We start from the raw sequence: 26,128 nt of genomic DNA on the forward strand, positions 1-26,128 counted from the left end.
TTGAAATTATCTATTGCACCGTAAACAAAGAACTCAAATTTGATTTTTCAATACTTAGAGCTAAGTTGTAGCTCACATCCTAACTTTAGATATCAGCTATCTGTATTCCATTAAATGATAACGCTCTAATCCCTCTCCTTTTGTGAATGAGATAACAAAACCTTGCGACTGGTAAAAGCCAATAGCATGTTCATTGGCAGTCAAACACTTCAAAGTCAGATCAGTGTAATGTTGTTTGCAGGTATTGAGTAAAGCAGAGCCTACTCCAGAACGTAGCGTTCGCGGGCACACATAGAGGTGATGGATGAAACTCTCAGGTTCCCAAACAGAGGCAAAACCTAAAACCTTGTCGCCGGAAACAGCCACCCATATCTGCTCACCTTCTGTATCTAATTCGAAATCGGATAACTCAAAAGCGTCGGCATCAGCCCAATGAAAGGTGTCCTGTCTTGATTCTAGATAGAGCGCCTGTAAAGCGGTTAAATACTTGGGTTGATACCTTGTGACTTCCATGTCGCTCCTGCCTATCCGTATGACCAGAATTAAGGTTGTTGACTAAGCTTTTCTACCTGTTAGCCATAGGGTGTTCAGGGTTTAACTGAAGCAGATCCCACAAGTTACCGTAAAGATCTTCAAACACAGCAACGGTGCCGTAGCCTTGCTCTTTAGGCTCTCGGACAAAGTTAATGCCCAAAGACGTCATGCGTTCGTAATCACGCCAGAAATCATCGGTGTTTAAGAATAGGAATACGCGTCCGCCAGCTTGGTTGCCGATGAAGTCAAGTTGCTCTGGCTTGGAAGCTCTAGCAAGCAACAGGCTCACACCGGTTGAATTTGGTGGGGCAACAACAACCCAGCGTTTATCTTCTTCTGGTAGATACGTGTCTTCGATGAGATCAAACTTAAGCTTGTTTACATAGAAATCAAGCGCTTCATCGTAGTCTTTTACCACGAGTGCAATGTGGACAATATTCTGTTTCATAACATACCTTGTTGGGGTTTTAGCTGCGTGGAATGATGCCATGAAGCTGGCAAAGACACTAGGTGTCGCATCATAAATCGTAGTATCTCGTCCTTCAAAATCTAAAAGCTATGTACCACCTATAACTCCCAGAATCCGAGTTCGACGCCACCTTGAATAACAATGGCACACATCCCGTGACGTGGTAACTCCATTGGCGGCACCGCAACTTCGGCGCCTAGTTTCTCGGCAGCAGTTACTGCAGACTGAATATCCTCAACCAGCGTGTAATGACGAACAGTTGGTTCTTCAGTTTCACGAAGCGGTGCTCGAATGCCAATTACCCCGCCATTAGATAGCTTTGCAGTGCGCGCCCCACCAAGGTTCACATCTGCACCACTGAATTTCACGTTGTAGAGCTGAGCGTATGTTGCACAAACAACATCGACTTCTGGGGTAACCACTTCAAGATATTGAACCTTCATCAAATTTCCTTCTCGTGTTCTTTAAGACTCTCAATCTGCATACAGCTGTGCAGGTGTTTCTCATCAAATAATTAGTCGGTTTCATATTACTAAGCAATTTGACCGCGCATGATAAATTGCGGGCCTGCTGCGCCACCTAAATACTGCTCAATGGTATCTTCGAAGCCGCCTTTCTTATAACAGTTGAATGCTGCCGGATTTTTGTAATTCACAGTTAAGTAAATCGACTCATACGCTGAGTAATTCGCTTTTAAATATGGAAACAAAGCTTTGACCGTGCCAGTTCCTAAACCTTTACCTTGCTGGTTTTTATCAAGCACAAAAGCTCTTAAGCCAATGCTTCCTTCTGGGCAGAATTCGTAGTGCTCTGCGTAAGCTATATCCAGCTTAAAGAAACCCACAACTTCGTTATCAGACTTAATCACGTGCAAGTGCGTCGTTTCACTGCCGTCTAATAAAAACTCTGCAGCTGTGCCAGCGAACTTGACCTGTTCGTGGGCGAGTTGGATGGCCTGAACTAACGCCACATGTGATTCTTCAAGCCTTTCGATAGTTATCATTGTTGTTCCTTCTGTATAACACGCGTGAAAAACCGACTAAAGCTCATCGCTAGTGTCTCGAGAACCGTAGTTTGGGAAATGCAACCTTAGTACTCAGTTAATACGTTTAGTCCATCCAATAATTTAGAGCAAAGACCAGCATTTGGTATCCAACCAAAAGGTCATGACTTAATGAATATCTTGGCAGAGCCTAAAGAGATAACCGTCAGGAGTTTGAACGATGAACTGCTTCTGAGTCGCGATCGAATCCCCACATTGATAAGACTTTGACTCTAACGCTAAGTAAATAGAATCAGCGGCGCTTTCGTTAACTCTCTGATAAAGTGGTTCGATATCGATAACATCCCATTGGAAGTTAACACCACGCCCTAACGGAAACTCCAGATCACCTGAAAGCCATTTTCGACTTTTGCCCGCAATCCCTTCAAGCATCACATCAACACCGTCAAGCGTTAGATAAACAAACTCTTCATCTGAGCGCTCGTATTTCACTTCAAACCCCAACACATCGACAAAGAAGGATTTGCTCACATTAATATCGAAACAATAAAGCTCTGGAACTACTCGTAATGTCATGATTTACCTATTCACTAAATAGCGAGAGATTAGTAAGAATCTAATCAGGATTTCCACTCTAATATAGAGTTAATTAATCTGTGTACTTTAGCTAGCTTTATAAAGCCTTTCGTTAATCTCCCAAAGCGCGTTTCTGTTTGAGTCATATGTTAGAAGTTCAATAGCTTCTTGGTAGTCGCACCAACGGTAATCTGTGTGTTCACTTGATAGTTCAGGATCTTCTGTGACTTTAACTGAGAAGGAATGCTCAGGAATGACGAATGGATGCTCAGTCCAATTGTAATTCCCTGCATAAAAGACTTTTGGAAGCATGCACATTGAATCAAGCTGCTGCCAGTTATCACCGACTAACTGAGTTTCTTCAGAAAGCTCTCGTTTTGCTGCTTCAAGAATTGATTCATCATTTTCGCCACCACCGGATATTGCCTGCCATACACTATTGTCACTTCTGCGTACGATTAAAAACCGAGGTTTGGTGTCGACTATTTGATAGGGAAAGACTAAAACTTGAAAAGGTGCTCTCATTGATATGCCCTCCAATCGTTCACGTTTACGGCGCTAACTTCCCAAGGATGACCGGGTCGCTCAACAGATTCGTCAGAGGAAGAAACAATGGCTCAGGTAACTCATCTAGCTTAAACCATTTCCATTGCTTACATTTATCAGGCTCTGTCACCTGTGGTTTGCCGCTAGCGTCAGAAGCTACAACAAACAGCGTTATATAGTGCTTGTTCTCTTTCTCAAAAATATCATTGGTAAAAGAGAGCTTTTCAAATCCACTAACAACGAGGCCAGTCTCTTCGAGTGTTTCGCGTTTGGCACACTCTTCAATGCTCTCACCCCATTCAAGGTGTCCGCCCGGCGTTGCCCACGTATGAGCTCCGTGAGAACCAATTCGCTCTCCAAGTAACACTCGCCCTTCACGTAGAATAACCGCAGCGATACCTACTCTTACTTCCTGACTCACTTAAAACTCCTTAATTCTTACCAAAAGACAAACGAACAGCTAAGTGACTAACAATGCCGAGATTACGCTCAAACTTACCACTAGCGCCAAGCCGAGTTAAATACCAAATGTTGAGAATGATCTCGTAAAGCTCTGTCGATCACACCCAAGGAAACACTTTTACTTGCTGCCATCTAGCCTTATAACCAGCGGTCATTTTGTTGTAGTTCGCTTCTGTCATTGCTCGCTTATTCGGTTTAATCAGCATATCAAACGCGTCCTCTACACCGTATGGTGCAAACAACTTGATATCGCCTGAATCATCCAGAGTAAACCCGATAGCAAGCGCAGAAAGCCAAGACTTGATACCTTGTTCAACACGATCGTATGGTTGAATCAAGCAACCGAACTTCTTAGCGTAACGCTCATGGATGGTCGCTTGGTTCTTTACATCCACGTCGACACGATGACTTAACCGCGAACGAATGCGGTTTTTGAATTCGTCCTCAGTGAGGGCTGATGCATTATTGAAATAGACAATATCTAAGTCTTTAACTTGGTCTAGAAGCGGTTTGTTTTCGATATCATTCCAGATTATTTGAGTGATGGCGCCGCCTGCAATATAGAAGTTTGGCAAACCCACCTCACGACATACGTTGGCTGTTTCGATTAGCTCAGGAACTTGTTGAATGAGGTTCTTGAGTTTTTGTTTATTCATCATTCCCTTTTTATCTAATCACGAATCGTACATTGCCCAACGGAAATAAGGTCTTTGACCATCCATTCGCTCAACCTTTGCACCCAACCTTTTGTAGAAATCATGCGCTTTCTTATTGTGCGGACTTGCCGTCCATGAGATGTGAGAGGCGGATGATGACTTCGCTTGTTAACAGACAAGAATGCCGCGCATTGCGAATCAGCTTACAGTGCTCTCAGGTTTTTGTTTCGCAGACGTTATTGCTTGAGCTATTTTGGCCCTGTGGTTTATTTCCCACTCAGCGAGTGTTAATGACGCCTCTTTACTCGCTTTCTGTGAAGCCATTAAAAACACTTCGTCTTTTCTGGGTTTAGGAATAACGACAATACCCTCTACATCGGCAACAATGATATCTCCCGTAGAGACCTTTGCTCCGCCGCAAGTGATTGGAGCGCCCAATTCAGAATAGACCTCTTTCTTTCCCGGAACTGGATGAACACCTTTCGCAAAAACTGGAAACTTCATATCTGAAATTTCAGTCAAATCTCGAATGACACCATCAATAATAAAGCCTTTGATACCTCGACTCTTCGCGACTGCGCATACATTACCGCCGGCTACAGCATATTCGCTATCAACGCCATCTACTACAATGATGGAACCTTTTGGTGCTTCGTATATGGCTGAATGAAGCATTAAATTATCACCAGACGTTAACTGGACAGTAAACGCTTCTCCACAAATTCGCGGCATTCCCTGCCAAAGAGGACCAATACTAAAGTCAATAAAGTGATTGTTACTTAGTATATTTCCGTACTCAGTTGTCGCTAATTTAGAAAAATCTGTCTTCATATTTACTCTCCACTTTCAAAGTGGGCAAATATTTCTGCGCCAGTCATATTTTGTGTTTCATTTTTAAATTCGTAGTATTCGGGCTTTTCATCGATAAAAATCTGATGAGTTAATTTGTAGTCACCCCCAGACATCAATAAACCGACAGGAAGATGATACTGATTATTTGGCACTAAAAAGTAAAACAAGTGAGTACCACATTTACCGCAGAACCCTCTCTCAGCCCAATCGGATGACTTATATCTCACTACATTTGATTCACCTGATATTTTGACGGAATCAGCACAATCAATGACTAACATCGGCCCGCCAGACCAATTTCTACACATACTACAATGACAAGCCCCCAATTCATTACTGGCGTACTCTACTTCCAACTCAACCGAGCCACATAGGCACTTTCCTTTACCTTTCATGAATCCTCCAATCTTTGCAATGTGTGTAAAATGAATAGCAGATAACACTTTTTATACCGATGACTTAATAAGAAAGGCTATTTTTTGTTTCCCTTCTCCGACAGATACGCGGCATATTTTGTAGAGATCCATTTATGAATATGAAGCCCTGTTTTACGAACAAGATACCAATCTATAGCAGCTAGAATCACCAAACCGATTACAGTTCCCATTACAAAACCTCCATGCTCATTGAAATGTCACTCTACCAAATAGTTAAGAAAGGCACCGTGCACCTAAACATACTATTAAGACTAGATATGGTAGTTGCTTTAACTCTGGAAGAAATACGAGGCATAACGCTTAGCTACGCTGTGAGTGGGTGTGTCATGTCTGAGCGAAGCGAGTTCGGCACGCGTTTACGATTCAGATTTAGGCACCTTGTTATATGTTTTACTTACTAATATGCCAAGCCATTACGCCACTAGCAATAAGTAAAAATATTCCTATCAATCCGACATTAACTGCAAAACTTACTTTATTAGTTTCGTCTTGAAAGTCATTGGTTCGGGACACAAGTTCACGATGAATCATTAACGACAAAAAGTCTTGATTAGCTAGATTGTTACCATCAAATGTAATGCCTGCCAATACAACAAGTAAAACCCCGCTATATGCAATGTAGTCAACCAAGTCTATTGTGGATAGGTAATCAAAAAAATTGCGAGAAATTAGCAGAGCTACCGAGATCACAACAAGATAAGATAAAATCCCTTTGAGAAAACCCTTCATTGAAACTCCCTGTACATATAACAGCTATCAGACAGAAAAATTCTGCACTTAACTCCAGAATAATTTTGTCTAGTTTCTAAGATAGATAAGTAATATACAACCAAGCCATTGCATAGCAATGACTTATGTCACAGCTAATTTCAGGCGTGTGAAAAACCGCCTACTTTAGTTCATCTGGAATGCGGCGATCTTTGTGGTAATACTCTCGGTCGCTCTCGTTGATTTCGCGTATCACTTTGCATGGGTTGCCAACTGCGACGACATTGGCTGGGATGTCTTTGGTGACGATGCTGCCTGCGCCTATTACTGAGTTTTCACCAATGGTGACACCGGGAAGTACGACTGTGTGCGCGCCAAGCCATACGTTGTTACCAATACGAACGGGAACATTGAACTGCGCTGCTTTTAGCCTGAGTTCTGGGCTGATGGGATGTGTGCCAGTGGCAATGGTCACGTTAGGCGCTATCATCACGTTGTCGCCGATGAATACGTCTGTGTCGTCGACCAGAGTCAGATTAAAGTTCACGTATACGTTGTTGCCTAGGTGCGTGTGACGCCCCCAGTTCGCATGTAATGGTGGTTCAATGTAGCAGCCCTCACCGACTTCGGCGAACAACTGCTTCATGATTTGTTGTCGTTTATCACCTTCGCTCGGGCGAGTATGGTTGAAATCGTATAGCACTTCTAAGCATTGAGTTTGCTCAGCAACCAAATCAACGTCGTCACAGTAGTAAACGTCTTGGCTGTGCATTTTAGCCTTTATATCCATGTTTGAACCTATTTGATCATTGCCTTATGTCGGCATAAATAAAGAAACAGATGGATAATTTGAAGTTTTCACTGGCCTTAATGCAAGTTGGATGAATTAACGCGGCCTGATGTTTTCAGCCACACGCCACAGCACACCACTTGGGTCAGTGATACAAAACTCAAGCATTCCCCAAGGCTGTTCAACAACCTCGGAAACGTTGACTTCAAATTCCGACACTACATTAGAGTTTTGAATGTGTTGATACCAACTTTTCACGTCTTCAACCAGCAAGTGCATCATGTAATTGTGACAGTGCGCAGGTTCATAAAAATTTTGCAGAAGGAACGCACAACTGCCGTGTCGTAGATAGGCGATATCGTGAAATTCAGACATCACTTCGAAGCCGATTGACTGGTAAAAACGCTTAGATAAATCGAAGTCTTTCGCGGGCACGAAAGACTTAATTTCTGAGACTTTGAGGTTTTCCATCCTAGATCCTTATAGTGCTGATATTCTGGTCCTGACACGCTTAACGCTTTAAGTGGTTACAGCGTTTATTCAGAGTCTTGCTGAAATGAGTCGACTTCGGCTTTAGTTAGATAACGCCACTGACCTGCTTCAACATCTAAACGAACATCACCAATCTGCTCACGGTGTAGTCCAACAACTCGATTCCCTACCGCAGCAAACATTCGTTTTACTTGATGAAACTTACCTTCTGTAATGGTCAACAGCACTTCTTTACTGGTAATCACTTCGAGTTCTGCCGGACGCGTCAGTTTTTGTTCGCCCTGCAATTGAATGCCCGCTTTGAACTTGTCAGCGACATCATCTTTGATATCTCGTGACAATGTCACGCGATATACCTTCTTACATGACTTGGTTGGCAGAGTGATGTTGAATGACCATCGCCCATCATCGGTAATCAAGACTAAGCCTGTTGTGTCGGCATCTAAGCGCCCTGCGATGTGCAGTTCTGATGCTTTGTCTATCTCGATGTAGTTGAACAGTGAAGGATAAACTTCATCGACATTAGAACAGATAGTACCCGCAGGCTTGTGCATTAAGAGGTATCGAAATTCACGCAATTTAAGCGGCATGCCATTAAACAAGATGGCGTTGGTTTCATGAACCTGAGTCGATTCATCGGTGACTGTTTCACTGTTTACGTTCACCTCGCCATTATGGATGCGTTCAATCGCTTCAGGCTTGGTTAGGTCAGTGCTTTTACATAGGTATTTATCAAGGCGCATTAATCGTCGGCACCACATTTAGCACAAGGCTTGTAAGTTCGTTCACCTTGCTCGATAACCACATAGTCACCAACGCACTTGTCACATAAAGCGAGCTTTGGGTAAGCCTCTTTTTGTTTCTTTGCGTTAATGTTGCCTTCGGTGGTGTATACGGTTCTCATCTTGATGCCTTTGTTTGAATAACGTGAGAGGCGCAAATTGTATCACTGTTTACAGCTTTGATTGGAGTGGCGGTTCATAGATAAATTGATTTTAAGTACCGCTATTCCAAGTTCCCGCCCGTAACGGCTTAACCATGAACAACAAAATCAACGTGCCACGCCTATCAGTGGTAAAATGATAAAAGCTCACCAACTTATGAAGTCGATAATGAAAGATTGTAATCAATGCGGAAAATGCTGTATCAAATACGGAGATGGCGACCTTGCCGCGACTCAAGAAGAGATCGATTTGTGGGAGTTGTTCAACCCAGACATCTTTGAATATGTTCGAGGAAGCGAGATCTGGTTCGACCCTGAATCTGGCGAACGTTTAACTCGCTGCCCTTTTCTGGAGCTGGTTCCGACGAAAGACACCAAGGCTCAAGCCAAGTACACATGTAGCATTTACTTAGACCGACCAGAAGATTGCCGACACTACCCAAGCCTAATTAATGAGATGGTACGAGATGAGTGTGAAATGATTGAGGTGGTGGATTTACAAGACACGAAGAAAGCTCAAAGGAAACTCGACCTGTTGATGAAAGACAGCCGCCCTTCAAGCTATTCGTAAGCGATGATCTTTTGAAGAGCAATCTTCAGCATGAGCTAATATCAGATAAAACCTTAAGCCAAATATTGGTTCGCTTCTAACCAATCAAGCGCAACCAGTGCCGCCAATGAGCATACCGCTCTATCGTTGCCATCAACAAACTTAAGCTCTTCGATTTCAGCATCTGGAGACAGTTCTCCAGTATAATCGGCAAGATAACAAGTCAATTTCACCGATACGCCTTCCGCTTTGCCATCAGCTTGACCTGTAAAGGTCTCAACGTATTTGATTGAATCAGGCACTAAATCTACCGAGATCTCTTCTTTGATTTCGCGAACCAGTGCTTGCTCATCACTTTCGCCAGCTTATCAATTACCTTATGCATGTCGTTAGACCTCATGTCTGTTTTAGTTCTCGTTATTACTGAATCTGGCCACACTGCTACTCACGACCAAACAAAGCCTGGGTATGTTACACGCTGGAATGAATATACTCTATTGAATCGAATGGGAAATATCATAACCAAAACGAAAAATGACAGCGTTCGAGACAATGCTCGTCAACTGTCATTGGCGATGTTTACTGATTGTTCGTTAGCTGTTCGCGAATATTATCAATCGACCAACCACTTAAGCGCAGAATCGTGGTCTTCGAATGACTTGATCTCACCAGACACAAACCAGCTCCCTACTTTTGAAGCGAATTCTTGCCAGCTTTTGTCACCATAAATCGCGATTTTGTCTATCTTCGAATTGAGCTCTAATCCCAGTTTGAAATCATCCCAAGCAGCACGTAACTCCCAACCCGTTAAGGTGGAGATGTCGACCAGCATCTTGAGTTTCGATGAATCGAGTTCTTCTAACGTGGTATTTAGAATTGGCATCATTGCTTGATAGTCATCGTGTGTGAGTTTGCCTTTCGCTTTGAACACAACAATGGTTTCACCGCTAACACGTTCAATTCCAACCGATATTCCGTGACGTTCGATATTCATAGCCTAGCCCTCATAGTGGAAACTAGACTTAGCTTAGAGGATTAGACAGCAAAGAGATGAGAGGTTTACGTCAAAACGGACAAGCGCTTTATCTGAACTTAATATCAGAGAGTTAATCGCGCTACTCCAACAGTTCGCTTAGGGATTGAACTTGTACGATACCTGGATGCTGTGACTTAAGCTCAGCACCTTCCGTGTTCAACCACACCGCTTGCAAACCCGCTTCAAGTGCTGGGTAAATGTCTTTCTCTAGAGTGTCGCCTACCATGGTGATCTCTTGTGGTGAAACACCGAGCTTAGAAATAATGGCAGGATAGAACCCCGACTCGAACTTAGAAAAGCCAATGCTCGCCTTACAAAAGTAACCCAAGATATATTGAGACAGGCCAACACGCTCAAAGGCTCGAATGATGTCGTCTTTACTGGAATCACCAGCATTGGTAGCAACATAAACTAGATGAGTTTTCGACAACTCCGCCAGTAATGCACGAGCACCACTCACTTCTTGTACGGTTTCCCAGTCACACATCTTCCCTTGTGCGTCTGGGAAATCGACCATCAGCGTATTGCCCCAGTCGAATAAGACTATTTCTGTTAATTCGATTAGCTTTGTCATCTTGCCTCCTGCATACGATGAATTATCTAATGTTTAAGCGAGCCTATAAAAACTTCTCGATCAGGATCTCGTCAAAGTACTGGTCGCCAATCTTACCGTGTTTCTTAGCCGTTCCGACGATTTCAAAACCTTGCTTAAGGTATACCGCTAACGCGCGTTCGTTATCTGCTCTGACATAGGCGAACAGCTTTTCATAACCTTTGGTTTTGGCTGATTTGAATGTGTAATCAAACAACTGCTTGGCAACGCCCTGCCCACGGCTATTTGCATCAACATAAGTGCCAATAATACCAACGTGGTCAAAGGCCTTAGTGTAAGTAGCAAATGGTTCGACATTCTGAAAACCAAGTAACTGGTTGGTCGTTTCGTTGACTGCAACGCTGAACACACCGCGCTCAGGGAACGACTCAATGAATGCCTTTTCTTCATCAACAGTAAAAGTCTGATCCAAGATCGTATAACGCGCTTCGATAATGATTGGATTTAATACATCAATAATGCCTTGTGCATCTTCTACCGCGACTTCTCTGATTGTTAAGCTCATACTTCTCTACCTTTTTATTGCTTTGGGCAGATTCTATCGCTACAAGCCACCTCTTTGATAGGACAGAATGTTGTCGAAAGCGATGTCGAAGTAGAGTTCGTAGCTATTTTGTTCAACATAGCCCAAATGTGGAGTCGCAGTGACGTTTGGTAAGGACAATAGCGGTTCGGTGTCTAGTTATCTTGCTTTAGTCAAAGACACTTAAAGTGCCGAGCCTCGAGATTCAACACGGCACTCACTGGGGCTTCACTGTTGATAAACCACTTTGAAACGCTCCAACATAAGTAGCATGTCTTCACTTGGTGAGATCTTAAGCTCTTCACATTCACGAGAGAAGAAGTTCCAGTGAGCTTCTTTCCACCATTCGAGTGTTTTGTCACCCTCGCCTTCGGCAGCAGCAAACTCCGCCGTCACTTCGTTATATTTGCACTGTGAGACTGAAGTGATCTCTACAATGCAAACTGGCTTGCCATCCCAGTCAGTGACGACTTGCAAGTGACCAACTACTGGTCTCGTCTCGCCTTCATGGCTGTACCAATATTCAAGGCTGCAAGACGCTTGTTTTTCACCCTTGAGAATTAACTGGGCGCAGAGGTTGGCGTTGTATTCATCAGCACAGTAATAGTCGGCACTAAAAGAGGTGTATTGCGAAGCAACGTCTGCTGGTAATGTGTTGAGGTAGCTATCAAGATAAGCTTTGCTTCTTTCTTCCATGATCTTTCCAAATTCAATATCAGGTTGAGCCGATAAACACTTATAGATTAAGCATCTGGCTGCAGTGGGAGTAACCTATCAAGTCAGGTTATAGCTGTAAACCGAGTGAATATCAAAATGTGGGCTGAGAAAGAAGAATATAGGTAGGATTTCGAGGCCAGTACAAGGAGATCCAAAAAGTGAAAGAAGAGCCAAAAGCACCTTTAGTCGGTGCTTTTGGCTCTTAGTGTCTCGTTACTAATAGCTCGTAACTGACGGGGTATTAACGGTTCAAGAAGTCGACCGCTTTGTCTGGGAAGTCGGTAAACACACCATCAACTTTGACTTGGTTGTAGAAGACATCCAACATGCCATCAAAGTTGTCAGCATAAGCTGGGATTCTTCCCGGGTCAGCACGGAACGTGTATGGGTGAACGTTTAAGCCCGCGTCTTTTGCTGACTTCATTAACGGTTTAATAATGATGTTATCTTTGGTCGATGCATCGTCCACCAACATTGGCTTCCAAGGGCCTATTCCTTCCGCATAAGTCGCCACTTTATCCATGCCACCAGCTTCAAACATCCAGTCATAACTGTACGGCGTTGCTTTGTCACCTTGGTACGTCATGGTTTCATTCCAATCTGTATAAGCCATCAACTGAACGAGCTTAAGATCCATTTCCATCGCTGGCATGAGCTCATCGTTAATGCGTTGAAGTTCATTGGCGTCAAAACACTGCAAATACACTTTGTCGTCTTTTGATAGGTAACCATATTGATGCAAGGTTGCAAGCACAGCTTTTGAGATATCTTTGCCTTCGTGACGATGGAACCAAGGTGCTTTAATTTCAGGATAGATGCCCACGTCATAACCTAAGGTCTTATTTAGGCCTTGGATCAGCTCGATTTCTTCTGCAAAGGTAGCGACACGGAAATCAGACTGCCACATTGGGAAGCGCGTTGGGTACCCTGCCACTCTGTTGCCTTGTTCATCTAACTTAAAGCCTTCGGTCACCTTTAATGATTTGATCTCAGCGAGCGTAAAATCAATCGCGTAGTAACGGCCATCTGAACGAGCACGTGTTGGAAAGCGATCCGCGACATCGGTGACTCGGTCTAGATAATGATCATGCAAAACCACCAATTGGTCGTCTTTGGTCATCACGACATCTTGTTCGATGTAGTCGGGTTTCATTGCATAAGCGAGCGCTTTAGCGGGTAATGTGTGTTCAGGTAAATAACCAGAAGCACCGCGATGCGCAATCACTAAAGGATCTGCTAATGCATTTGCAGATAAGCTTAGTGCTAATAAGGTCAGAGACAGTGACGTTGTTTTCATTATTGTTTCCCTTGATAAAACAGAAGCAGGATATACCTGCCTCTGTTGTTATTTATAGATGTGATTCAGTAAATACACTACTGAGCTAACGCTTCTTTCTCTCGTTCGAGATCTTTTTGTTTATGGTGCGCACGCTCACCTAAGAAGGCGTACAGCAGACAGATGATTGAAGCTACACAAGCGCCGACCAAAATAATGAAGCCGCCATCCCAACCGTAATGGTCAACCATAAAGCCGAGTATTGCGTTCGCAGCAACCGCGCCACCTAAGTAACCAAACAAACCTGTTAGACCAGCCGCTGTACCTGCAGCTTTCTTAGGTGCAAGTTCCAGTGCATACAAACCGATCAGCATTACAGGACCATAGATAAGGAAACCAATCGCAACCAGTGCCAACATATCAACCGTTGGGTTACCCGCAGGGTTCAGCCAATATACCAACACAGCGACTGTCACTAGAACCATGAACAAGATACCTGCAGGTGCTCGTCGACCTTTGAATAGCTTATCTGAAATCCAACCACACAATAAGGTGCCAGGGATACCTGCCCACTCATACAGGAAGTAAGCCCAAGATGATTTATCGACAGAGAAGTCTTTTGCTTCTTTTAAGTAAACCGGAGCCCAGTCGAGTACGCCATAACGGATAAGGTAAACAAACGCGTTAGCAATCGCGATTGACCACAACAGTTTGTTAGAGAAAACGTACTTAAAGAAGATCTCTTTCGCCGTCATTTCTTTCTCATGAGACGTATCGTAGTCGTCTGGGTAATCGTCTTTATGTTCTTCAATCGGTGGTAAGCCGCAAGATTGAGGTGTATCTCTTACAGTAAACCAAACAAAGACAGCAACGAGAGTGGCAAAAAATGCAGGAACATAAAAAGCGGTTCGCCAATCGTCGTTAAAAGCCCACAGCCCCAACAAGAACATTGGGCCAATCAAACCGCCACCCACGTTGTGAGCAACGTTCCATACTGACACTATCTCACCACGTTCTTTACGTGACCACCAGTGAACCATGGTTCGCCCACAAGCTGGCCAACCCATACCTTGGAACCAACCATTTAAGAATAGCAGGATAAACATCGCAGTAATGCTGCCTGTAGCCCATGGCATAAAGCCGAAGCAGAACATCACCAGTGCCGACATTAACAAGCCACCACTGAGGAAGTATCGAGGATTAGAACGGTCAGAAACACTGCCCATTAAGAACTTAGATAAGCCGTAAGCGATAGATACCGCCGCTAATGCAACCCCTAGTTCTCCACGGCTAAAACCTTGTTCAATGAGATAAGGCATCGCCAAACTAAAGTTTTTACGGACTAAGTAGTACCCCGCATAGCCAACGAAGATGCCAAGAAACAGTTGCCATCGTAGTCGTGTGTAGGTGCTATCGATCTTATCTGATGACAAGCGATCGATATGCGCCATAGGTTTGAATATTCCAAACATAGGAACCTCATAATTATTGGGCGAAGGAAGAATTTAAATGCTCGAACGAAAAAATTTAGCGCTCATTCGAAATCAAGGGAATTGTATGTGCTTCAGGATTAATTTCTGTGATAGAGGTAGTTATTAACAAAAAATAACTTTAAATACAGCATATTAGTTTCATTTAATTAGACTGCGCTTCATATTTTTGTTTGTATCTGTTTAATTAAACATCAGAACTTTCGAGTACGAATAAATCCAAAAAGAGCGAGCGAACATAAATCAACCAACAACAACTTTGTTATTACTGCGAATGCATAGTGAATAACAACAATTTTGGTTGAATCTGTGGAGTTATGAAGGTGGTTTGGGCTATTGGTTAAAGAAGTTCGCTAAAATCAATGCAAACAAAAAGGGTCTAGATTTCTCTAGACCCTTTTAGGTAATAACGCTTGGTGGCTTGATGTTGGCTAATTAAGCAAACATTAGCTAATTACTCGAAGTATTAGCTAGCCACACGACGTGACTATGCGTCGATGTATTAGCTAGCCACACGACATGATTATGCGTCGATGTAAAAAGCTTCTACTGTGCCTTTTAGAGTAATAAGCATTGGCTGACCAAAACGATCTAGCGCTTTTGGAGAAGGGATCTTAACCCAACCTTCGCTGATGCAGTATTCTTCAACATCAGTACGCTCTTTACCATTTAGACGAATGCCAATTGGGTATTCGAAACACTCAGCAACGTGGTGTGGGCTGCGTGGGTTACCTGCAAGATGATCTGGTAAAGCTGGTCTTGAATTAGTATCGCTCATGTTCATTACCTGTATGTACGTAAATAAAAAAAGTGCGTCATTCTAGTCAATATAGGCTTTGTGCTCAACAACTGCTGCAATAAATCGTCTTGATCGTTTTAATCAACAGCTAGTTGTTTGATTTAAAGGCGATATCGGCATGAGTTTCAACGAAAATTTAACAGGTTTATGCATTATGGATGAAAGGGAGAAATTCATTACTCGAACGGCAGATAAACTAATATCAGGCTTTTATTCCGAGCTTATCGATTAAGCTCAATACTCATCACTTTATGGTTCGGTTCTGATTCGATATTTACGATTGACCAACCTAGCCCTTGGTAGAGACCCATGATATTGGTGTACGCGTAGAGTTGAGTTTGCACTGCAGAAGAAACCTGTCTGACACCACGATTAATCAGTTCACTGGCAATGCCTTGACCGCGCCATTGAGGGTCGACAAACACAGCGTTGATCCACACTACATCACGAACTTGGTGAGGTTCTTGAAAATAGGAATACGCCAAGCCACCAATGACCACATTATCGCGAAGTACTGTTATTACTGGAGGGAGTTGTACGTTTTCTTTATATGTATCTTTAAACTTGAAATCAGACCATTCACTTTGAAATAAGCCCTCTAACTCATGCCAATAAGGTGAGTTTTCATCGCAATTTCTAAAGATTACTTTCTGCATTTTTCCGTCCTTTTAAAGAGAGTAATTCGGCTATCCTAGCCTTGTTTAATCTAAGTGTAGGTAAAGCTACTCTTCTTCGTCGTAATCGTCTGCTGGGTCTTGATTAATTTCTTCGCTGCATCCTAGGCATTCACCTTGTAGATCCGTAGGCATCACAATAATCAAACCACAATGAGGGCAAAGATCGCCTTGTTGAAACATCCTGTATTCCTTCTACTTAATGGCTATTGCTTAGGATATTTTTGCTTACTCGCTTCTAGCCAGTCGTGAATCACTTGGCGAGCGGATTCCGACGGAGGTGCATTTCGTTTTCCGCAGATTTGGTCTATTTCAAAAGGAAATGCTTTGCTCGGGACGCGGCGTAAACCTATGGTTAAACGCTGAGGCTTGAGCATGCGGAACACCACATAACGATCGCTCATGATTCGGTTGTGATACACGCCAATACAGTGCTTCTGCTCGATGCCTTCGTGTTCAAGGTCGTAATAATCCGTGAGCGGATGAATGTTGTCATTGCCAAGTAAAGGAACGGGATAAGGGATGTCTTTATCCATTGGGCAGTTACCCTCCAAACGACGTAATTGGCGTTGCTCCGTCCAGCGGTCATGGAGTTGTTCAAACATCGCAAAAGAGTTCTGACTGGTAATCGCGCGCAGTGGGTCATCCATCTCCAAATCTTGCCCTAGCAATATCGCATCTTGGAACATCGCCATCTTCGATGGTGCGTTAAGTCTGCCCTCTTCCACCATTGCAATCCCTAGCCTGCTACCAGTTAGAAATGGATGAACTTGGTCCAAACGCAGGGCTGTGTATCCAACTTTTGAGTAATGCTTAAACTTAAGAACTCGTCTTTGCAGTGGCTCGAGAATGCGAACAATGTGGTCGAGTTCATCACCAACATTGTAATGAAGCTCTAGCTTGTCGATGAATTTGAGTGTCGCCTTGCTGCCGTCTAAGCCCAACTTGGTAAGGATCTTCTTCTGCCCTAAGCGACTTAGTGCCAGTGCTTTCTTGTTGTCGACACTGTATTTCATGCAGATCAAAGCCAAAATAACAGGCCTTAATTCAAGCAATTGCGCGGCTTCATAAGTATTCGCAGCAAGCCACAACATCTGGTATTGGTATTCTGGAAAGTCGTCGGTGATTTCACGATAACGCGCAGGTAATGAATTTAGCCAACGACCATTCACGTCAAACTGTTCAACAAGGTTGAGGCTCAGCCCAATGCCTCCATCAAGCGGTCGTCTACCATCTTCAAACACATGAAAGCCGACGAGCTTTTGAGACCAGTCTCGGATCTCAATATCGTAGTCGAAACCTAATGTTCGAGTGGGAATGGTTAGTAGTGCTGTCATTGATGCCTCTTCGTTATTGGCGCATTGAACTATCAAGCCTATCTAACAGCATAAGCTAGCGCTTCAACCACTATATCAACCTTTTGTAAATTTCTTACCAATCAAAGCGATATAAATACGATAGTGCTTAGAAGAACATTGAATGATGATTTTACGGAATATGAGATCTCTTCGATATCATTTGCGTCAACAGAAACTATGCTTGTTACATAACTCACAACAAGAGGCTTTAATTATGGATTACCGACATATTCTGGTCGCACTTGAACTGTCTGACGACACCAAGATTCTCATTGATAGAGCGACCTTCTTCGCTGATAAACTGGAGGCTGGCATTTCATTTGTTTATATCGATGGTACGCATGGAGAAATTTATCCAGAGCTCGTTGATATTCAGGGAAATGACGGTGATTTACCCATCAATGAAGATGCCGTTAAGCATTTGAAAGAGTTTGAAGCCTACGCCAAGCACCCAATCAAGCACATTTTCGTGGGAACGGGTGATTTGAACGATAAGCTCAAAAATGCCATCGAAGCCAACGGCGTTGACCTATTGCTATGCGGCCATCACCATGATTTTTGGCATAAGCTCATCTCCCATTCTAAACAGATCATCGATACTTCCCCTATCGATATTCTCGTTGTTCCAATGGAATAGAAGCTCCAGTTCGACACTCAAAAATAACCGGCATTGCCAACCTCTATCGGTATTATTGGTTGGCTTGATATCCTCTTCAACACACTCATCCTGATCGAAATCTCCTATTTCCCACTTAGAGTAGTCATTTGTGATCTTGTCAGCCTATCAACTCGTAAGCGTCTAATAATTAACAAATCACGTCATTTCGATTTGAATCAACGTACTGAAATGTACGACCCAGACCATGCCTTCATCAATCAATGGACAGGCGGTAACGCAGTCACAACAAGCCTCACAAACCAGGACGCATTATGAAATTTAAAACGGTACGACTTGTATTAGGTGACCAACTCAACATTGAGCATTCATGGTTTAGACAGGTTAACGATGACGTTATTTACATCATTGCTGAGCTAAAACAAGAAACAGATTATGTTGCCTCTCACGTTCAAAAAGTGGCCGCGTTTTTCTGTGCGATGGGTTACTTCGCTAACGAACTCAAAGAACAAGGTCATCAAGTACTCCACCTTACTCTTGACGACACAACGCAATTTGAAAACCTAGACACACTTTTAAAGCACTATGTACACGAATTCGGCGCAGAGAAATTCGAATATCAAAGGCCAGATGAATATCGCCTCTTAGAGCAGATGAACAAGCTCAAGCTGACCAATGCGACCAAAGGTTGTTGTGATACAGAACACTTCCTCTTTCCATTCGAGGAGATAGAACAACAGTTTCCAAAAGACAAACACATCATGATGGAACACTTCTATCGCCGAATGAGAAAACGTTTCGACATTTTGCTAGAAGACGGAAAGCCCGTTGGCGGAAAATGGAATTACGACGCGAACAATCGAAATAAGCTCAAGAAACAAGACATCGAAAACCTACCTCAGCCGCTGATGTTTACCAATGATATAACCGACATTTTGCAACGTATCGAACGTCACCAAGTACAAACCATTGGTCAAGTCGGTAACCAGTTACTATGGCCGGTGAACCGCGCACAAAGCTTGTCTCTACTCGCTCATTTCTGCCAAGTCTGCTTGCCGTTATTTGGGCAGTTTCAAGATGCGATGACGACAGAGCACGACTCTAAATGGAGCTTGTATCATAGCCGTATATCGTTCTCGCTGAACAGTAAACTGCTGAGCCCTAAAGAAGTGATTGATGCAGCACTGTCGGCCTACCAAGCATCCTGTCTTCGAGACAGCTCACCAGATAAGCCAAGCATCGATATTGCACAGGTCGAAGGATTTGTACGCCAAATACTGGGGTGGCGAGAGTACATACGCGCCGTCTATTGGGCAAACATGCCTGCTTACGCCAACAAAAACCATTACTCAGCACATAATAACCTGCCCCATTACTTTTGGGACGGACAAACCAAGATGAACTGCATGAAGCATGCGATTGACCAGTCTCTTGAGTTTGCTTACGCGCACCACATCCAAAGGTTAATGATCACTGGCAACTTCTGTTTAATCACGGGTATAGACCCTGACCAAGTCGATAGTTGGTACCTCGGTATTTACGTCGACGCGATTGAGTGGGTTGAAATGCCAAATACGCGAGGTATGGCACTGTTTGCGGATGGCGGGATCGTAGGAACCAAACCATACTCTGCCAGCGGTTCCTATATCAACCGCATGAGTGACTACTGCAAAGGCTGTCACTACAAGATAAAAGAACGCAGCGGCGAGCAATCTTGCCCTTTCAATAGCTTGTATTGGCGCTTTATGGACCAGCACCGCGATGCGTTAAACCGCAACCCACGTATGGGCATGTTATATCGCTCTTGGGACAACATGGATGAGCAATCACAACAAGCGATTCTCGATACTGCTGAACAACGAATCACAAACTTGGAGAACTTATAATGGTGGAGCAACTCAGATTACACATATTGGTGGTCGGTGGGAGCGGCGGTATTGGTTTCGCTGTGGTTAAACACCTATTATCTGAGCTCTCTCGGTTTGATTTTCTTGATGTGCATGTAGACGCGACTTACCACTCTCAACAGCCGGAACTAGAAAACAATCGCTTGACCTGGCACAAAGTCGACGCGACCAATGAAGCTGATATCAAGCGTTTGAGTTCTGAGTTTGAACAACTTGATTGGTTGATCAACTGCGTGGGTATGCTCCACACTCCAGATCTTGGACCGGAGAAAAACTTGTCGTCCATCGACCCTGATTTTTTCCTCAAAAACATCTCTGTGAATACCCTGCCCAGCTTGTTATTAGCAAAACACTTCACGCCGATACTTAAAGCGAGCGACAATCCAAAGTTTGCTGTGGTATCCGCAAAGGTTGGCAGTATTGCAGACAACAGATTAGGCGGTTGGTATAGCTACCGCTCATCGAAAGCAGCCCTAAATATGTTCATCAAAACCATGTCGATCGAATGGCAACGCACCATTAAGAAAGGCACCGTGTTGGCTCTGCACCCGGGCACGACAGACACAGCTCTGTCGAAGCCTTTTCAGACCAATGTCCCTGAAGGTAAGTTGTTTGAGTCAAGCTATGTCGCCCATCAGTTGGTCGATATTATTCGCACTGCCACACCGGATAACAGTGGGCACTTCTACGCTTACGATGGTGAACAGTTAAATTGGTAGTTGATACGAGTGTCCGTCTTTCATTAGTGCTAAAAAAGAAAACCCAACAGAGTTGAAGCTCCATTGGGTTTTTATTTAGAAAGAACGCCTCTGTTTTAAAAGGCGTTTGGTTGATATCTAGCTAAAGATCAAAACTGATCATCACGATTATTCAGCCCAATTGAACTTAGTATCGTCAACACCTTCTTTCTCTTCTTTAGCTCGCTCGCGTCGATGTTGTTCTTCAATTCGCGCAGCGTCTATCTCTTGCATGATGGCTTCGATATCAGCCAAGTCGTCGGTTTCCGTAAACTCACCCGTCAGTTTGCTGTCTGGCTTCAAGTCGCCTTTCTCGTACAGCGCCCACATTTCCTTGGCATACTCGGTTTTTGCCAGTTCAGGAGCAAACTGAGCGTAATAGTCACGGATGTTATTGATGTCACGAGCCAGCATCCACTCAGCGTTGTTGTTAGCCGAAGCGTCAACCGCTTGTGGTAGGTCGATAATTACTGGACCGTACTCATCCACCAATACGTTGAACTCAGACAAGTCACCATGGATCAAACCAACACACAGCATTTTAACTACGTAAGTCATCATCACGGCGTGGTCTTCGATCGCTTGCTCTGCTGACATCACCACATCGTTCAAACGTGGTGCAACGTAACCCTCATCGTCAGTGACCAGCTCCATAAGCAGTACGCCATCAAAGCAACCATAAGGGACAGGCACACGAACACCCGCTTCTGCCAGTTTATATAAGGCATCCACTTCAGCACTTTGCCAAACCTTTTCTTGTTGTTCACGACCAAAGCCAGAGCCTTTTTCCATCGCTCGAGCGCGGCGGCTATTTCGGACTTTTCGGCCTTCACGATACGCGGTCGCTTTTTTGAAGCTGCGTTGGCTTATTTCCTTATATACCTTGGCACAACGGATCGTATCGCCGCAGCGCACAGTGTACACCGATGCTTCTTTGCCACTCATGAGTTGGCTTGTCACCTCGTCGACTAAACCGTCGTCAACTAAAGGCTGTATTCTTTTAGGTATCTTCATGCCGCCTTTATACATCACTTATCTTACAGATAGAAATATTAACTTGAGAAATGAATGACGAAACGATTAAAGGATCATCAAAATTACGACAAAGGAAGGAAATATTGGAGTTAACGGGTTTAGATCATGAGTATTGACCTGATCTATTCAGATTATGGGACTAAGACTTATTACGACGACAACGTTCAGAACAGTAGAGCACGTCATCCCAACAGCGCTGCCATTTTTTACGCCATGCGAAAGGCTTTTGGCAAACAGGACATATCTTAGTCGGTAAATGGGGTTTCTTGTGCATGGCCGTTCCCTTCTTGAAGCATCCACTTCCTGCGTTTACTAGAGATTCCCTATTACGCTCGTACCTCGCTTTAGGGAATGACGAAGGTAATGCGAACAAATCTAGATTCCCTATTACGTTCGTACCTCGCTTTAGAGAATGACGAAGGCAATACGAACAAAGCCTAGTTCTCTATGACGTTCGTTCCTGACTTTAAGGAGTGACTGCGTAGTGATTTGTGACTACTCCCGACTCCGTCATCCTCGAGAAGGAGGAACGACTGAGTCGGGGATCTGCTTCATCTAGCTCTGTTTCTATTTCTGCGCAGATAAATTTAGCAAGAACCAAAGTAACAACCTAAGCGACAACCTTGTACTGCTTCTCCATCTCACTCACACCTAAGCCAGAGTGTTTTGTCACTTTAAGCTGAACGGGCACTCGCTCTTTCAGTGCTTCAACGTGGCTAATGACACCGATCATCTTGCCTGATGCATTCAAGTTATCTAACGCGTTAAGGGCAATGTCCAATGTGTCACTATCCAACGTGCCGAAACCTTCATCTAAGAACAGAGAATCAATACTGGTTTTGTAGCTCACAAGATCAGAAAGCGCTAATGCCAACGCCAAGCTCACCAAGAAGCTTTCGCCACCTGATAAAGTCTTTGTATCACGCATCACATCGCCCTGCCATGTGTCGAGCACTTGCAGTTCTAAACCATCGTCGGCTTTACGTTTAAGCTCGTAACGACCATGCAAACGTTGTAGCTGCTTGTTCGCAAGGTACACCAAGTTTTCCAATGTTAAACCTTGGGCAAACTTACGGAACTTGTCGCCGTTCTTAGAGCCAATAAGTGAGTTCAAACGAGAGATATCATCAAACTCGACCTGCTGCTCGTCGATCTGCTTGAACAGATCTTGCTGATTACTGCGGTTCTGGCTATCCGTTTCAAGATTGGCGGAAATTGCACCGATCTTTGTCGCATGGCTTTGCTGTGCGTTTTGACACTCAGTAGTCGCTTCTTCAACTTGCTGTTGGTCTTGCTCTTGCCATGCTTTCGCATTTTCGTGATTTTGTAGCTCCACTTGTGTCGCTGTGGCGGTGTTCAACCTAGCTTGCGCACTGACAATCGCTTCGTCTAAAGACTTCTTCAAGCTTTGAAGTTGAGTTCTAACCTCTTCATCTAACAACGCTGCTTCAAAATTAGCCTCATCTTCGAATGGGCTGGTTTTCAGCGCTGCTAACCAAGCATTCGACGCTTGTATGTAGCTCGATTGCTTACTGACTAACTCGTCCGAGAAACCAGTGTGTTTGGTTTGCTCGGTTCGATGTTCCAGCTCGCAACGGTTAAGCACTAACTGCGCAGCATCAAATGCATTTACCGCTTCAGTGACTTTTTGCTTCATCGCATTGCTGGTGGCTTGAATGTCTTTATCACCAAACAATTCTGTTCTTTCAGCCGTTACACGAGTCAGCTCTAACACTAGAGACTCACTCTCTTGCTTCAGTGTCGCGAGCTCTCTCTCAACACTGCTTAGCTTGTCATCTAAGGTTTTCAATTCGGCATTTTGAGTGATCAGTTGCTTCTCAATATCGGCCTGTTGCTGTTTGGTTTGCTGCCATGTGCTTGATGCTTGTGATTTAGCAGTAAACCAATCATCAATATGTTCAAGTTCAGGCGCTTCGATAGCCGTTTGAACAATGCTCTCTTTCAGAGCGTTCCATTGCTGTTCTTTTGCTAGAGCTATCTGAGCCACTTGTTCGTTCGTGCTGTGATTTTGCTTATTCAGATCAGCTAAGCGTTGCTCGGCCAACTCGAGATTAGACTGCGCTTTGTCAGCCATAACACTTACAGACAGGCGTTGTTTCTCAGCTTCAGCGTAATGCGCTTTAGCATCACCCAACGCTTTGAGTTGCTGCGCGCTCTGACTTAGTTGAAGTTCACACTGCTGAGCAAAGGTCGCGACTGTAGCTTCATTGCCTAAATCGTTAATCGTTAGCAGTGCCAGTTCAGGAGCCGTGCCAACGAAATCCGATAAGCTCTGTTGAAGCTTGCCGACAACGCCTTGCCAATTCAGCTGAGCTTGTTGAATATCCGCTTGCGCACGTTGAATGTCATCGTTAAGCGCCACAATCACAAGGGTAAGAGAATCTAACTGCTGACGATGCTCTTGGCCTTCTTTTTTGATAGCCGCTAGCTCTAGGTTTTCCCTATCTTTTTGAGCAACCAAATTTGCAATATCTTGCGACTGCTCAATCGAATGGTCTGTTGAACCACACAGTGGGCACTCAGATCCAGATTCCAGAGCTGCACGGTATTTTGCTAATTCGCCCTCTTGATCAATCAAACGCGTTAATCGCTCAAGCGAAGTCTCTTTCTCTTTATATCGCTCCACCAGCACTTCACGTTCTTTCGAAAGCTTGTCGACCAACTGAATGTTAGTTTGATGTGCCTGTGTTTTTGCATGCAGCTGTTGCTGGGCATTTAGGAAACCACGGTTGATCTCAAGTAATGAGTGCGTATTGCGATTCCAGTACTCCAACAGATCTTTTTGCGCATTCAATACTTGTTCGCTGATGTTGCCTTGCAATGCTTCCCACTGTTGCTTTGCACTACTCTCTAGCACAACCAATTCACTTAAAGTTTTGTCTTGCGTTGCTTTAGCTTCTTGCGCAGATTTGATGATCGTTTGCTGTGCATCAACCGCACACAAAGCTTGCTTCGCTGAGTTTAGTTGTTCTGCATGTTGACGCTCTAAAGTACGAACTTGCTCAACTTTGGCTTGCCATTGACCTAGGTATTTTTCCAGATGTTGGTCAGCTTGATGTGTATTTAAATACTCAGTGCTGAGTTGATCTTGTTGCTTCAGTGCATCTGTTTTTTGGACTAAAACGACTTGTTGATTACGCTGCTGCGTATGTTGCTCGTTTAGCGTATTTGCTGCATTAACGGCCGCAGTTTGCTTATCTTTGAGTACGGCAATTTGGTTATCTAGCGGACGGACAAGATCGATGATCTTCTCTTGTTCTTGTTGCTCGGTTTTAACCTGTTCGACAATTGCACTGCTTTGAGTCAGTTTAGTTTGCGCGTCTTTCTTCTCTGCATCACGAACAGCAAGTAACTTGGTGCTGTTATCTAAGTGAGCTTGAGTGGTGTTCACCTCTTGTTCGCAACGCTTTAAATCTTTGTGCATTGGGCGCAGCTTTTCAGCTGGTGCACTGTTTGCCAAACGCTCTAGTGCAGGTTGGTTTCGGTCTAGTTCATCTTGAGCTGTTTTAAGATCGTGATCACTGGCCGCAATAGTTTGCTCAGCTTTGGTCACGTCTTTCCACCAGCTTAGATGCGCTTGCCACTCTTTTAATTGCTCGGCTAAACGCTTCTGCTCGGCTTCTAGCGTTTCACGCTCTGCGGTCAGCGCTTGGATTTGCTCTTCAGACAGTAAGCTCACACCTTCTGCTTTCGCTTTAAGGTGATTAAGCGACTCTTCACTCGACTTGAAATGATCGTAGATGCGCTCAGAGATCAGGCTATAGACTTCTGTGCCCGTCAGCTCTTCAAGTAGCTCGGCACGGTCGTTTGCATTGGCATTTAAGAACGCTGCAAATTCACCCTGAGACAACATGATGGATTTAGTGAAGCGTGAGAAATCGAGCCCTGTAACCTGCTCCACCAGCTTGGTCTTCTTGGTCAACATGGTCTCTAAGACTTTGTCGGTGTCCGCATCGGCAAACTCGCACGTTGGCGTTTGCAATGCGCCATCGTGTTTTCCACGCGCTCGCTTTTGGTGGAAATTAGATCGGTACGTTTTACCTTGAACTTCAAATTCCAGTTCAGCAAAACACTCGCCCGTACCACGAGTCATTAATTCATTATTACCTTTAGCAATGCTTTTCAAACGCGGTGTGCGATGGAAAAGTGCCAAGCAAATCGCATCAAGAATGGTGGTTTTACCCGCCCCAGTTGGACCAGTAATTGCGAACAGACCATTTTCTGCAAACGGTGATTGGGTGAAATCGAGCTTCCAACGTCCTTTCAAAGAGTTCAGGTTTTCAAATTCTAGGCTTAAAATCTTCATAC

The 26,128-nt window shown here is 44.0% G+C and carries 32 protein-coding genes and 3 pseudogenes; 4 read left to right on the forward strand and 31 right to left on the reverse strand.

Translation table 11 applies throughout. The features are described 5' to 3' along the window. Positions 1 to 96: 96 nt before the first annotated feature. From AB6E51_RS14160 to AB6E51_RS14235, 16 genes and pseudogenes are all read right to left on the reverse strand, one after another. Positions 97 to 513: a GNAT family N-acetyltransferase gene (locus AB6E51_RS14160; RefSeq protein WP_102333300.1), complete on the reverse strand. Its 417-nt coding sequence runs from the start codon at positions 511 to 513 to the stop codon at positions 97 to 99. 52 nt (positions 514 to 565) lie between these two features. Then, the gene (locus AB6E51_RS14165) at positions 566 to 982 is read right to left on the reverse strand and encodes a VOC family protein (protein ID WP_017061801.1); all 417 of its coding nucleotides are present in this window, start codon (positions 980 to 982) and stop codon (positions 566 to 568) included. 119 nt (positions 983 to 1,101) lie between these two features. Next, positions 1,102 to 1,446, reverse strand: coding sequence for a VOC family protein (locus tag AB6E51_RS14170; protein WP_017063932.1), 345 nt, complete (start codon positions 1,444 to 1,446; stop codon positions 1,102 to 1,104). Positions 1,447 to 1,535: 89 nt separating this feature from the next. Then, a complete protein-coding gene (locus tag AB6E51_RS14175; protein WP_102462992.1) occupies positions 1,536 to 2,006 on the reverse strand; it encodes a GNAT family N-acetyltransferase in 471 nt (156 codons plus the stop codon). Positions 2,007 to 2,174: 168 nt separating this feature from the next. Then, a complete protein-coding gene (locus AB6E51_RS14180) occupies positions 2,175 to 2,582 on the reverse strand; it encodes a VOC family protein (protein ID WP_102333299.1) in 408 nt (135 codons plus the stop codon). Between the two features lie 87 nt (positions 2,583 to 2,669). Next, positions 2,670 to 3,107 carry an NUDIX pyrophosphatase gene (locus tag AB6E51_RS14185; protein ID WP_102333298.1) on the reverse strand — a complete coding sequence of 146 codons (438 nt, stop codon included), beginning with the start codon at positions 3,105 to 3,107 and terminating at the stop codon, positions 2,670 to 2,672. Between the two features lie 25 nt (positions 3,108 to 3,132). After that, positions 3,133 to 3,549, reverse strand: coding sequence for an NUDIX hydrolase (locus AB6E51_RS14190; RefSeq protein ID WP_102333297.1), 417 nt, complete (start codon positions 3,547 to 3,549; stop codon positions 3,133 to 3,135). 139 nt (positions 3,550 to 3,688) lie between these two features. Next, entirely contained in the window at positions 3,689 to 4,246 is a 558-nt protein-coding gene (locus AB6E51_RS14195; protein WP_102333296.1) for a nucleotidyltransferase family protein, read from the reverse strand. Between the two features lie 18 nt (positions 4,247 to 4,264). Beyond that, positions 4,265 to 4,414, reverse strand: a pseudogene (locus tag AB6E51_RS14200) (GNAT family N-acetyltransferase); the annotation flags it as partial. 30 nt (positions 4,415 to 4,444) lie between these two features. After that, positions 4,445 to 5,077: an RraA family protein gene (locus tag AB6E51_RS14205; protein WP_372058391.1), complete on the reverse strand. Its 633-nt coding sequence runs from the start codon at positions 5,075 to 5,077 to the stop codon at positions 4,445 to 4,447. Between the two features lie 2 nt (positions 5,078 to 5,079). Continuing rightward, a complete protein-coding gene (locus tag AB6E51_RS14210; protein WP_372058393.1) occupies positions 5,080 to 5,493 on the reverse strand; it encodes a GFA family protein in 414 nt (137 codons plus the stop codon). A 432-nt stretch (positions 5,494 to 5,925) separates the two neighbouring features. Beyond that, a complete protein-coding gene (locus AB6E51_RS14215; protein WP_108111852.1) occupies positions 5,926 to 6,264 on the reverse strand; it encodes a hypothetical protein in 339 nt (112 codons plus the stop codon). 160 nt (positions 6,265 to 6,424) lie between these two features. Further along, positions 6,425 to 7,033, reverse strand: coding sequence for a sugar O-acetyltransferase (locus AB6E51_RS14220; protein WP_061024768.1), 609 nt, complete (start codon positions 7,031 to 7,033; stop codon positions 6,425 to 6,427). Between the two features lie 96 nt (positions 7,034 to 7,129). Further along, positions 7,130 to 7,504, reverse strand: a complete 375-nt coding sequence (locus tag AB6E51_RS14225) for a VOC family protein (RefSeq protein WP_017083580.1) — start codon at positions 7,502 to 7,504, stop codon at positions 7,130 to 7,132. Positions 7,505 to 7,569: 65 nt separating this feature from the next. Continuing rightward, positions 7,570 to 8,268, reverse strand: a complete 699-nt coding sequence (locus AB6E51_RS14230; protein ID WP_229647298.1) for a pseudouridine synthase — start codon at positions 8,266 to 8,268, stop codon at positions 7,570 to 7,572. Next, positions 8,268 to 8,429 (reverse strand): hypothetical protein, encoded by a 162-nt coding sequence (locus tag AB6E51_RS14235; protein ID WP_017059212.1) that lies wholly within the window; start codon positions 8,427 to 8,429, stop codon positions 8,268 to 8,270. The genes AB6E51_RS14230 and AB6E51_RS14235 overlap by 1 nt, the downstream gene beginning before the upstream one ends. 208 nt (positions 8,430 to 8,637) lie before the next feature. Here AB6E51_RS14235 and AB6E51_RS14240 point away from each other — a divergent pair, with 208 nt between their 5' ends. Then, a complete protein-coding gene (locus AB6E51_RS14240) occupies positions 8,638 to 9,039 on the forward strand; it encodes a YkgJ family cysteine cluster protein (RefSeq protein WP_017065706.1) in 402 nt (133 codons plus the stop codon). Between the two features lie 53 nt (positions 9,040 to 9,092). Here AB6E51_RS14240 and AB6E51_RS14245 read toward each other — a convergent pair. From AB6E51_RS14245 to AB6E51_RS14300, 12 genes and pseudogenes are all read right to left on the reverse strand, one after another. Next, positions 9,093 to 9,383, reverse strand: a pseudogene (locus tag AB6E51_RS14245) (NUDIX hydrolase); the annotation flags it as partial. A gap of 248 nt (positions 9,384 to 9,631) precedes the next feature. Further along, entirely contained in the window at positions 9,632 to 10,012 is a 381-nt protein-coding gene (locus AB6E51_RS14250; protein ID WP_102454181.1) for an STAS/SEC14 domain-containing protein, read from the reverse strand. A gap of 121 nt (positions 10,013 to 10,133) precedes the next feature. Beyond that, on the reverse strand, positions 10,134 to 10,628 hold the full coding sequence (locus tag AB6E51_RS14255; protein WP_372058394.1) for an HAD family hydrolase: 495 nt from the start codon (positions 10,626 to 10,628) through the stop codon (positions 10,134 to 10,136). A 43-nt stretch (positions 10,629 to 10,671) separates the two neighbouring features. Next, positions 10,672 to 11,172 (reverse strand): GNAT family N-acetyltransferase, encoded by a 501-nt coding sequence (locus AB6E51_RS14260; RefSeq protein ID WP_017080565.1) that lies wholly within the window; start codon positions 11,170 to 11,172, stop codon positions 10,672 to 10,674. A 39-nt stretch (positions 11,173 to 11,211) separates the two neighbouring features. Next, positions 11,212 to 11,346, reverse strand: a pseudogene (locus AB6E51_RS14265) (D-2-hydroxyacid dehydrogenase family protein); the annotation flags it as partial. A 72-nt stretch (positions 11,347 to 11,418) separates the two neighbouring features. Then, positions 11,419 to 11,886, reverse strand: a complete 468-nt coding sequence (locus AB6E51_RS14270) for an ASCH domain-containing protein (RefSeq protein WP_372058395.1) — start codon at positions 11,884 to 11,886, stop codon at positions 11,419 to 11,421. Positions 11,887 to 12,148: 262 nt separating this feature from the next. Continuing rightward, a complete protein-coding gene (gene glpQ, locus AB6E51_RS14275) occupies positions 12,149 to 13,204 on the reverse strand; it encodes a glycerophosphodiester phosphodiesterase (protein ID WP_372058397.1) in 1,056 nt (351 codons plus the stop codon). A 77-nt stretch (positions 13,205 to 13,281) separates the two neighbouring features. Then, the gene (gene glpT / locus AB6E51_RS14280; protein WP_029235560.1) at positions 13,282 to 14,655 is read right to left on the reverse strand and encodes a glycerol-3-phosphate transporter; all 1,374 of its coding nucleotides are present in this window, start codon (positions 14,653 to 14,655) and stop codon (positions 13,282 to 13,284) included. 541 nt (positions 14,656 to 15,196) lie between these two features. Next, a complete protein-coding gene (locus AB6E51_RS14285) occupies positions 15,197 to 15,451 on the reverse strand; it encodes a DUF3297 family protein (RefSeq protein ID WP_017059204.1) in 255 nt (84 codons plus the stop codon). A 242-nt stretch (positions 15,452 to 15,693) separates the two neighbouring features. Beyond that, positions 15,694 to 16,128, reverse strand: a complete 435-nt coding sequence (locus AB6E51_RS14290) for a GNAT family N-acetyltransferase (protein ID WP_017059203.1) — start codon at positions 16,126 to 16,128, stop codon at positions 15,694 to 15,696. A 66-nt stretch (positions 16,129 to 16,194) separates the two neighbouring features. Next, positions 16,195 to 16,329 (reverse strand): hypothetical protein, encoded by a 135-nt coding sequence (locus AB6E51_RS14295; protein WP_017070712.1) that lies wholly within the window; start codon positions 16,327 to 16,329, stop codon positions 16,195 to 16,197. Positions 16,330 to 16,352: 23 nt separating this feature from the next. Further along, positions 16,353 to 17,483, reverse strand: coding sequence for a PcfJ domain-containing protein (locus AB6E51_RS14300; RefSeq protein WP_017059201.1), 1,131 nt, complete (start codon positions 17,481 to 17,483; stop codon positions 16,353 to 16,355). Between the two features lie 235 nt (positions 17,484 to 17,718). Here AB6E51_RS14300 and AB6E51_RS14305 point away from each other — a divergent pair, with 235 nt between their 5' ends. The 3 genes from AB6E51_RS14305 to AB6E51_RS14315 all read left to right on the forward strand — a co-directional run bounded on the left by AB6E51_RS14305 (position 17,719) and on the right by AB6E51_RS14315 (position 20,746). Then, positions 17,719 to 18,141: a universal stress protein gene (locus tag AB6E51_RS14305; RefSeq protein ID WP_017063967.1), complete on the forward strand. Its 423-nt coding sequence runs from the start codon at positions 17,719 to 17,721 to the stop codon at positions 18,139 to 18,141. 293 nt (positions 18,142 to 18,434) lie between these two features. Continuing rightward, positions 18,435 to 20,006 carry a cryptochrome/photolyase family protein gene (locus AB6E51_RS14310; RefSeq protein WP_102321009.1) on the forward strand — a complete coding sequence of 524 codons (1,572 nt, stop codon included), beginning with the start codon at positions 18,435 to 18,437 and terminating at the stop codon, positions 20,004 to 20,006. Beyond that, on the forward strand, positions 20,006 to 20,746 hold the full coding sequence (locus AB6E51_RS14315) for an SDR family oxidoreductase (RefSeq protein WP_372058398.1): 741 nt from the start codon (positions 20,006 to 20,008) through the stop codon (positions 20,744 to 20,746). Before AB6E51_RS14310 ends, AB6E51_RS14315 begins: the two co-directional genes overlap by 1 nt. A gap of 147 nt (positions 20,747 to 20,893) precedes the next feature. On the opposite strand, the gene AB6E51_RS14320 is transcribed toward AB6E51_RS14315, so the two are convergent. From AB6E51_RS14320 to AB6E51_RS14330, 3 genes are all read right to left on the reverse strand, one after another. Continuing rightward, on the reverse strand, positions 20,894 to 21,778 hold the full coding sequence (locus AB6E51_RS14320; protein WP_372058399.1) for a PA4780 family RIO1-like protein kinase: 885 nt from the start codon (positions 21,776 to 21,778) through the stop codon (positions 20,894 to 20,896). 160 nt (positions 21,779 to 21,938) lie between these two features. Next, positions 21,939 to 22,073 (reverse strand): DUF2256 domain-containing protein, encoded by a 135-nt coding sequence (locus AB6E51_RS14325; RefSeq protein WP_372058400.1) that lies wholly within the window; start codon positions 22,071 to 22,073, stop codon positions 21,939 to 21,941. Positions 22,074 to 22,409: 336 nt separating this feature from the next. Beyond that, positions 22,410 to 26,126 carry an AAA family ATPase gene (locus tag AB6E51_RS14330; RefSeq protein WP_372058402.1) on the reverse strand — a complete coding sequence of 1,239 codons (3,717 nt, stop codon included), beginning with the start codon at positions 26,124 to 26,126 and terminating at the stop codon, positions 22,410 to 22,412. Positions 26,127 to 26,128 lie beyond the last annotated feature (2 nt).

The sequence above is a fragment of the Vibrio sp. 10N.247.311.47 genome, assembly GCF_041467535.1.
GTDB lineage: Bacteria > Pseudomonadota > Gammaproteobacteria > Enterobacterales > Vibrionaceae > Vibrio > Vibrio crassostreae_C.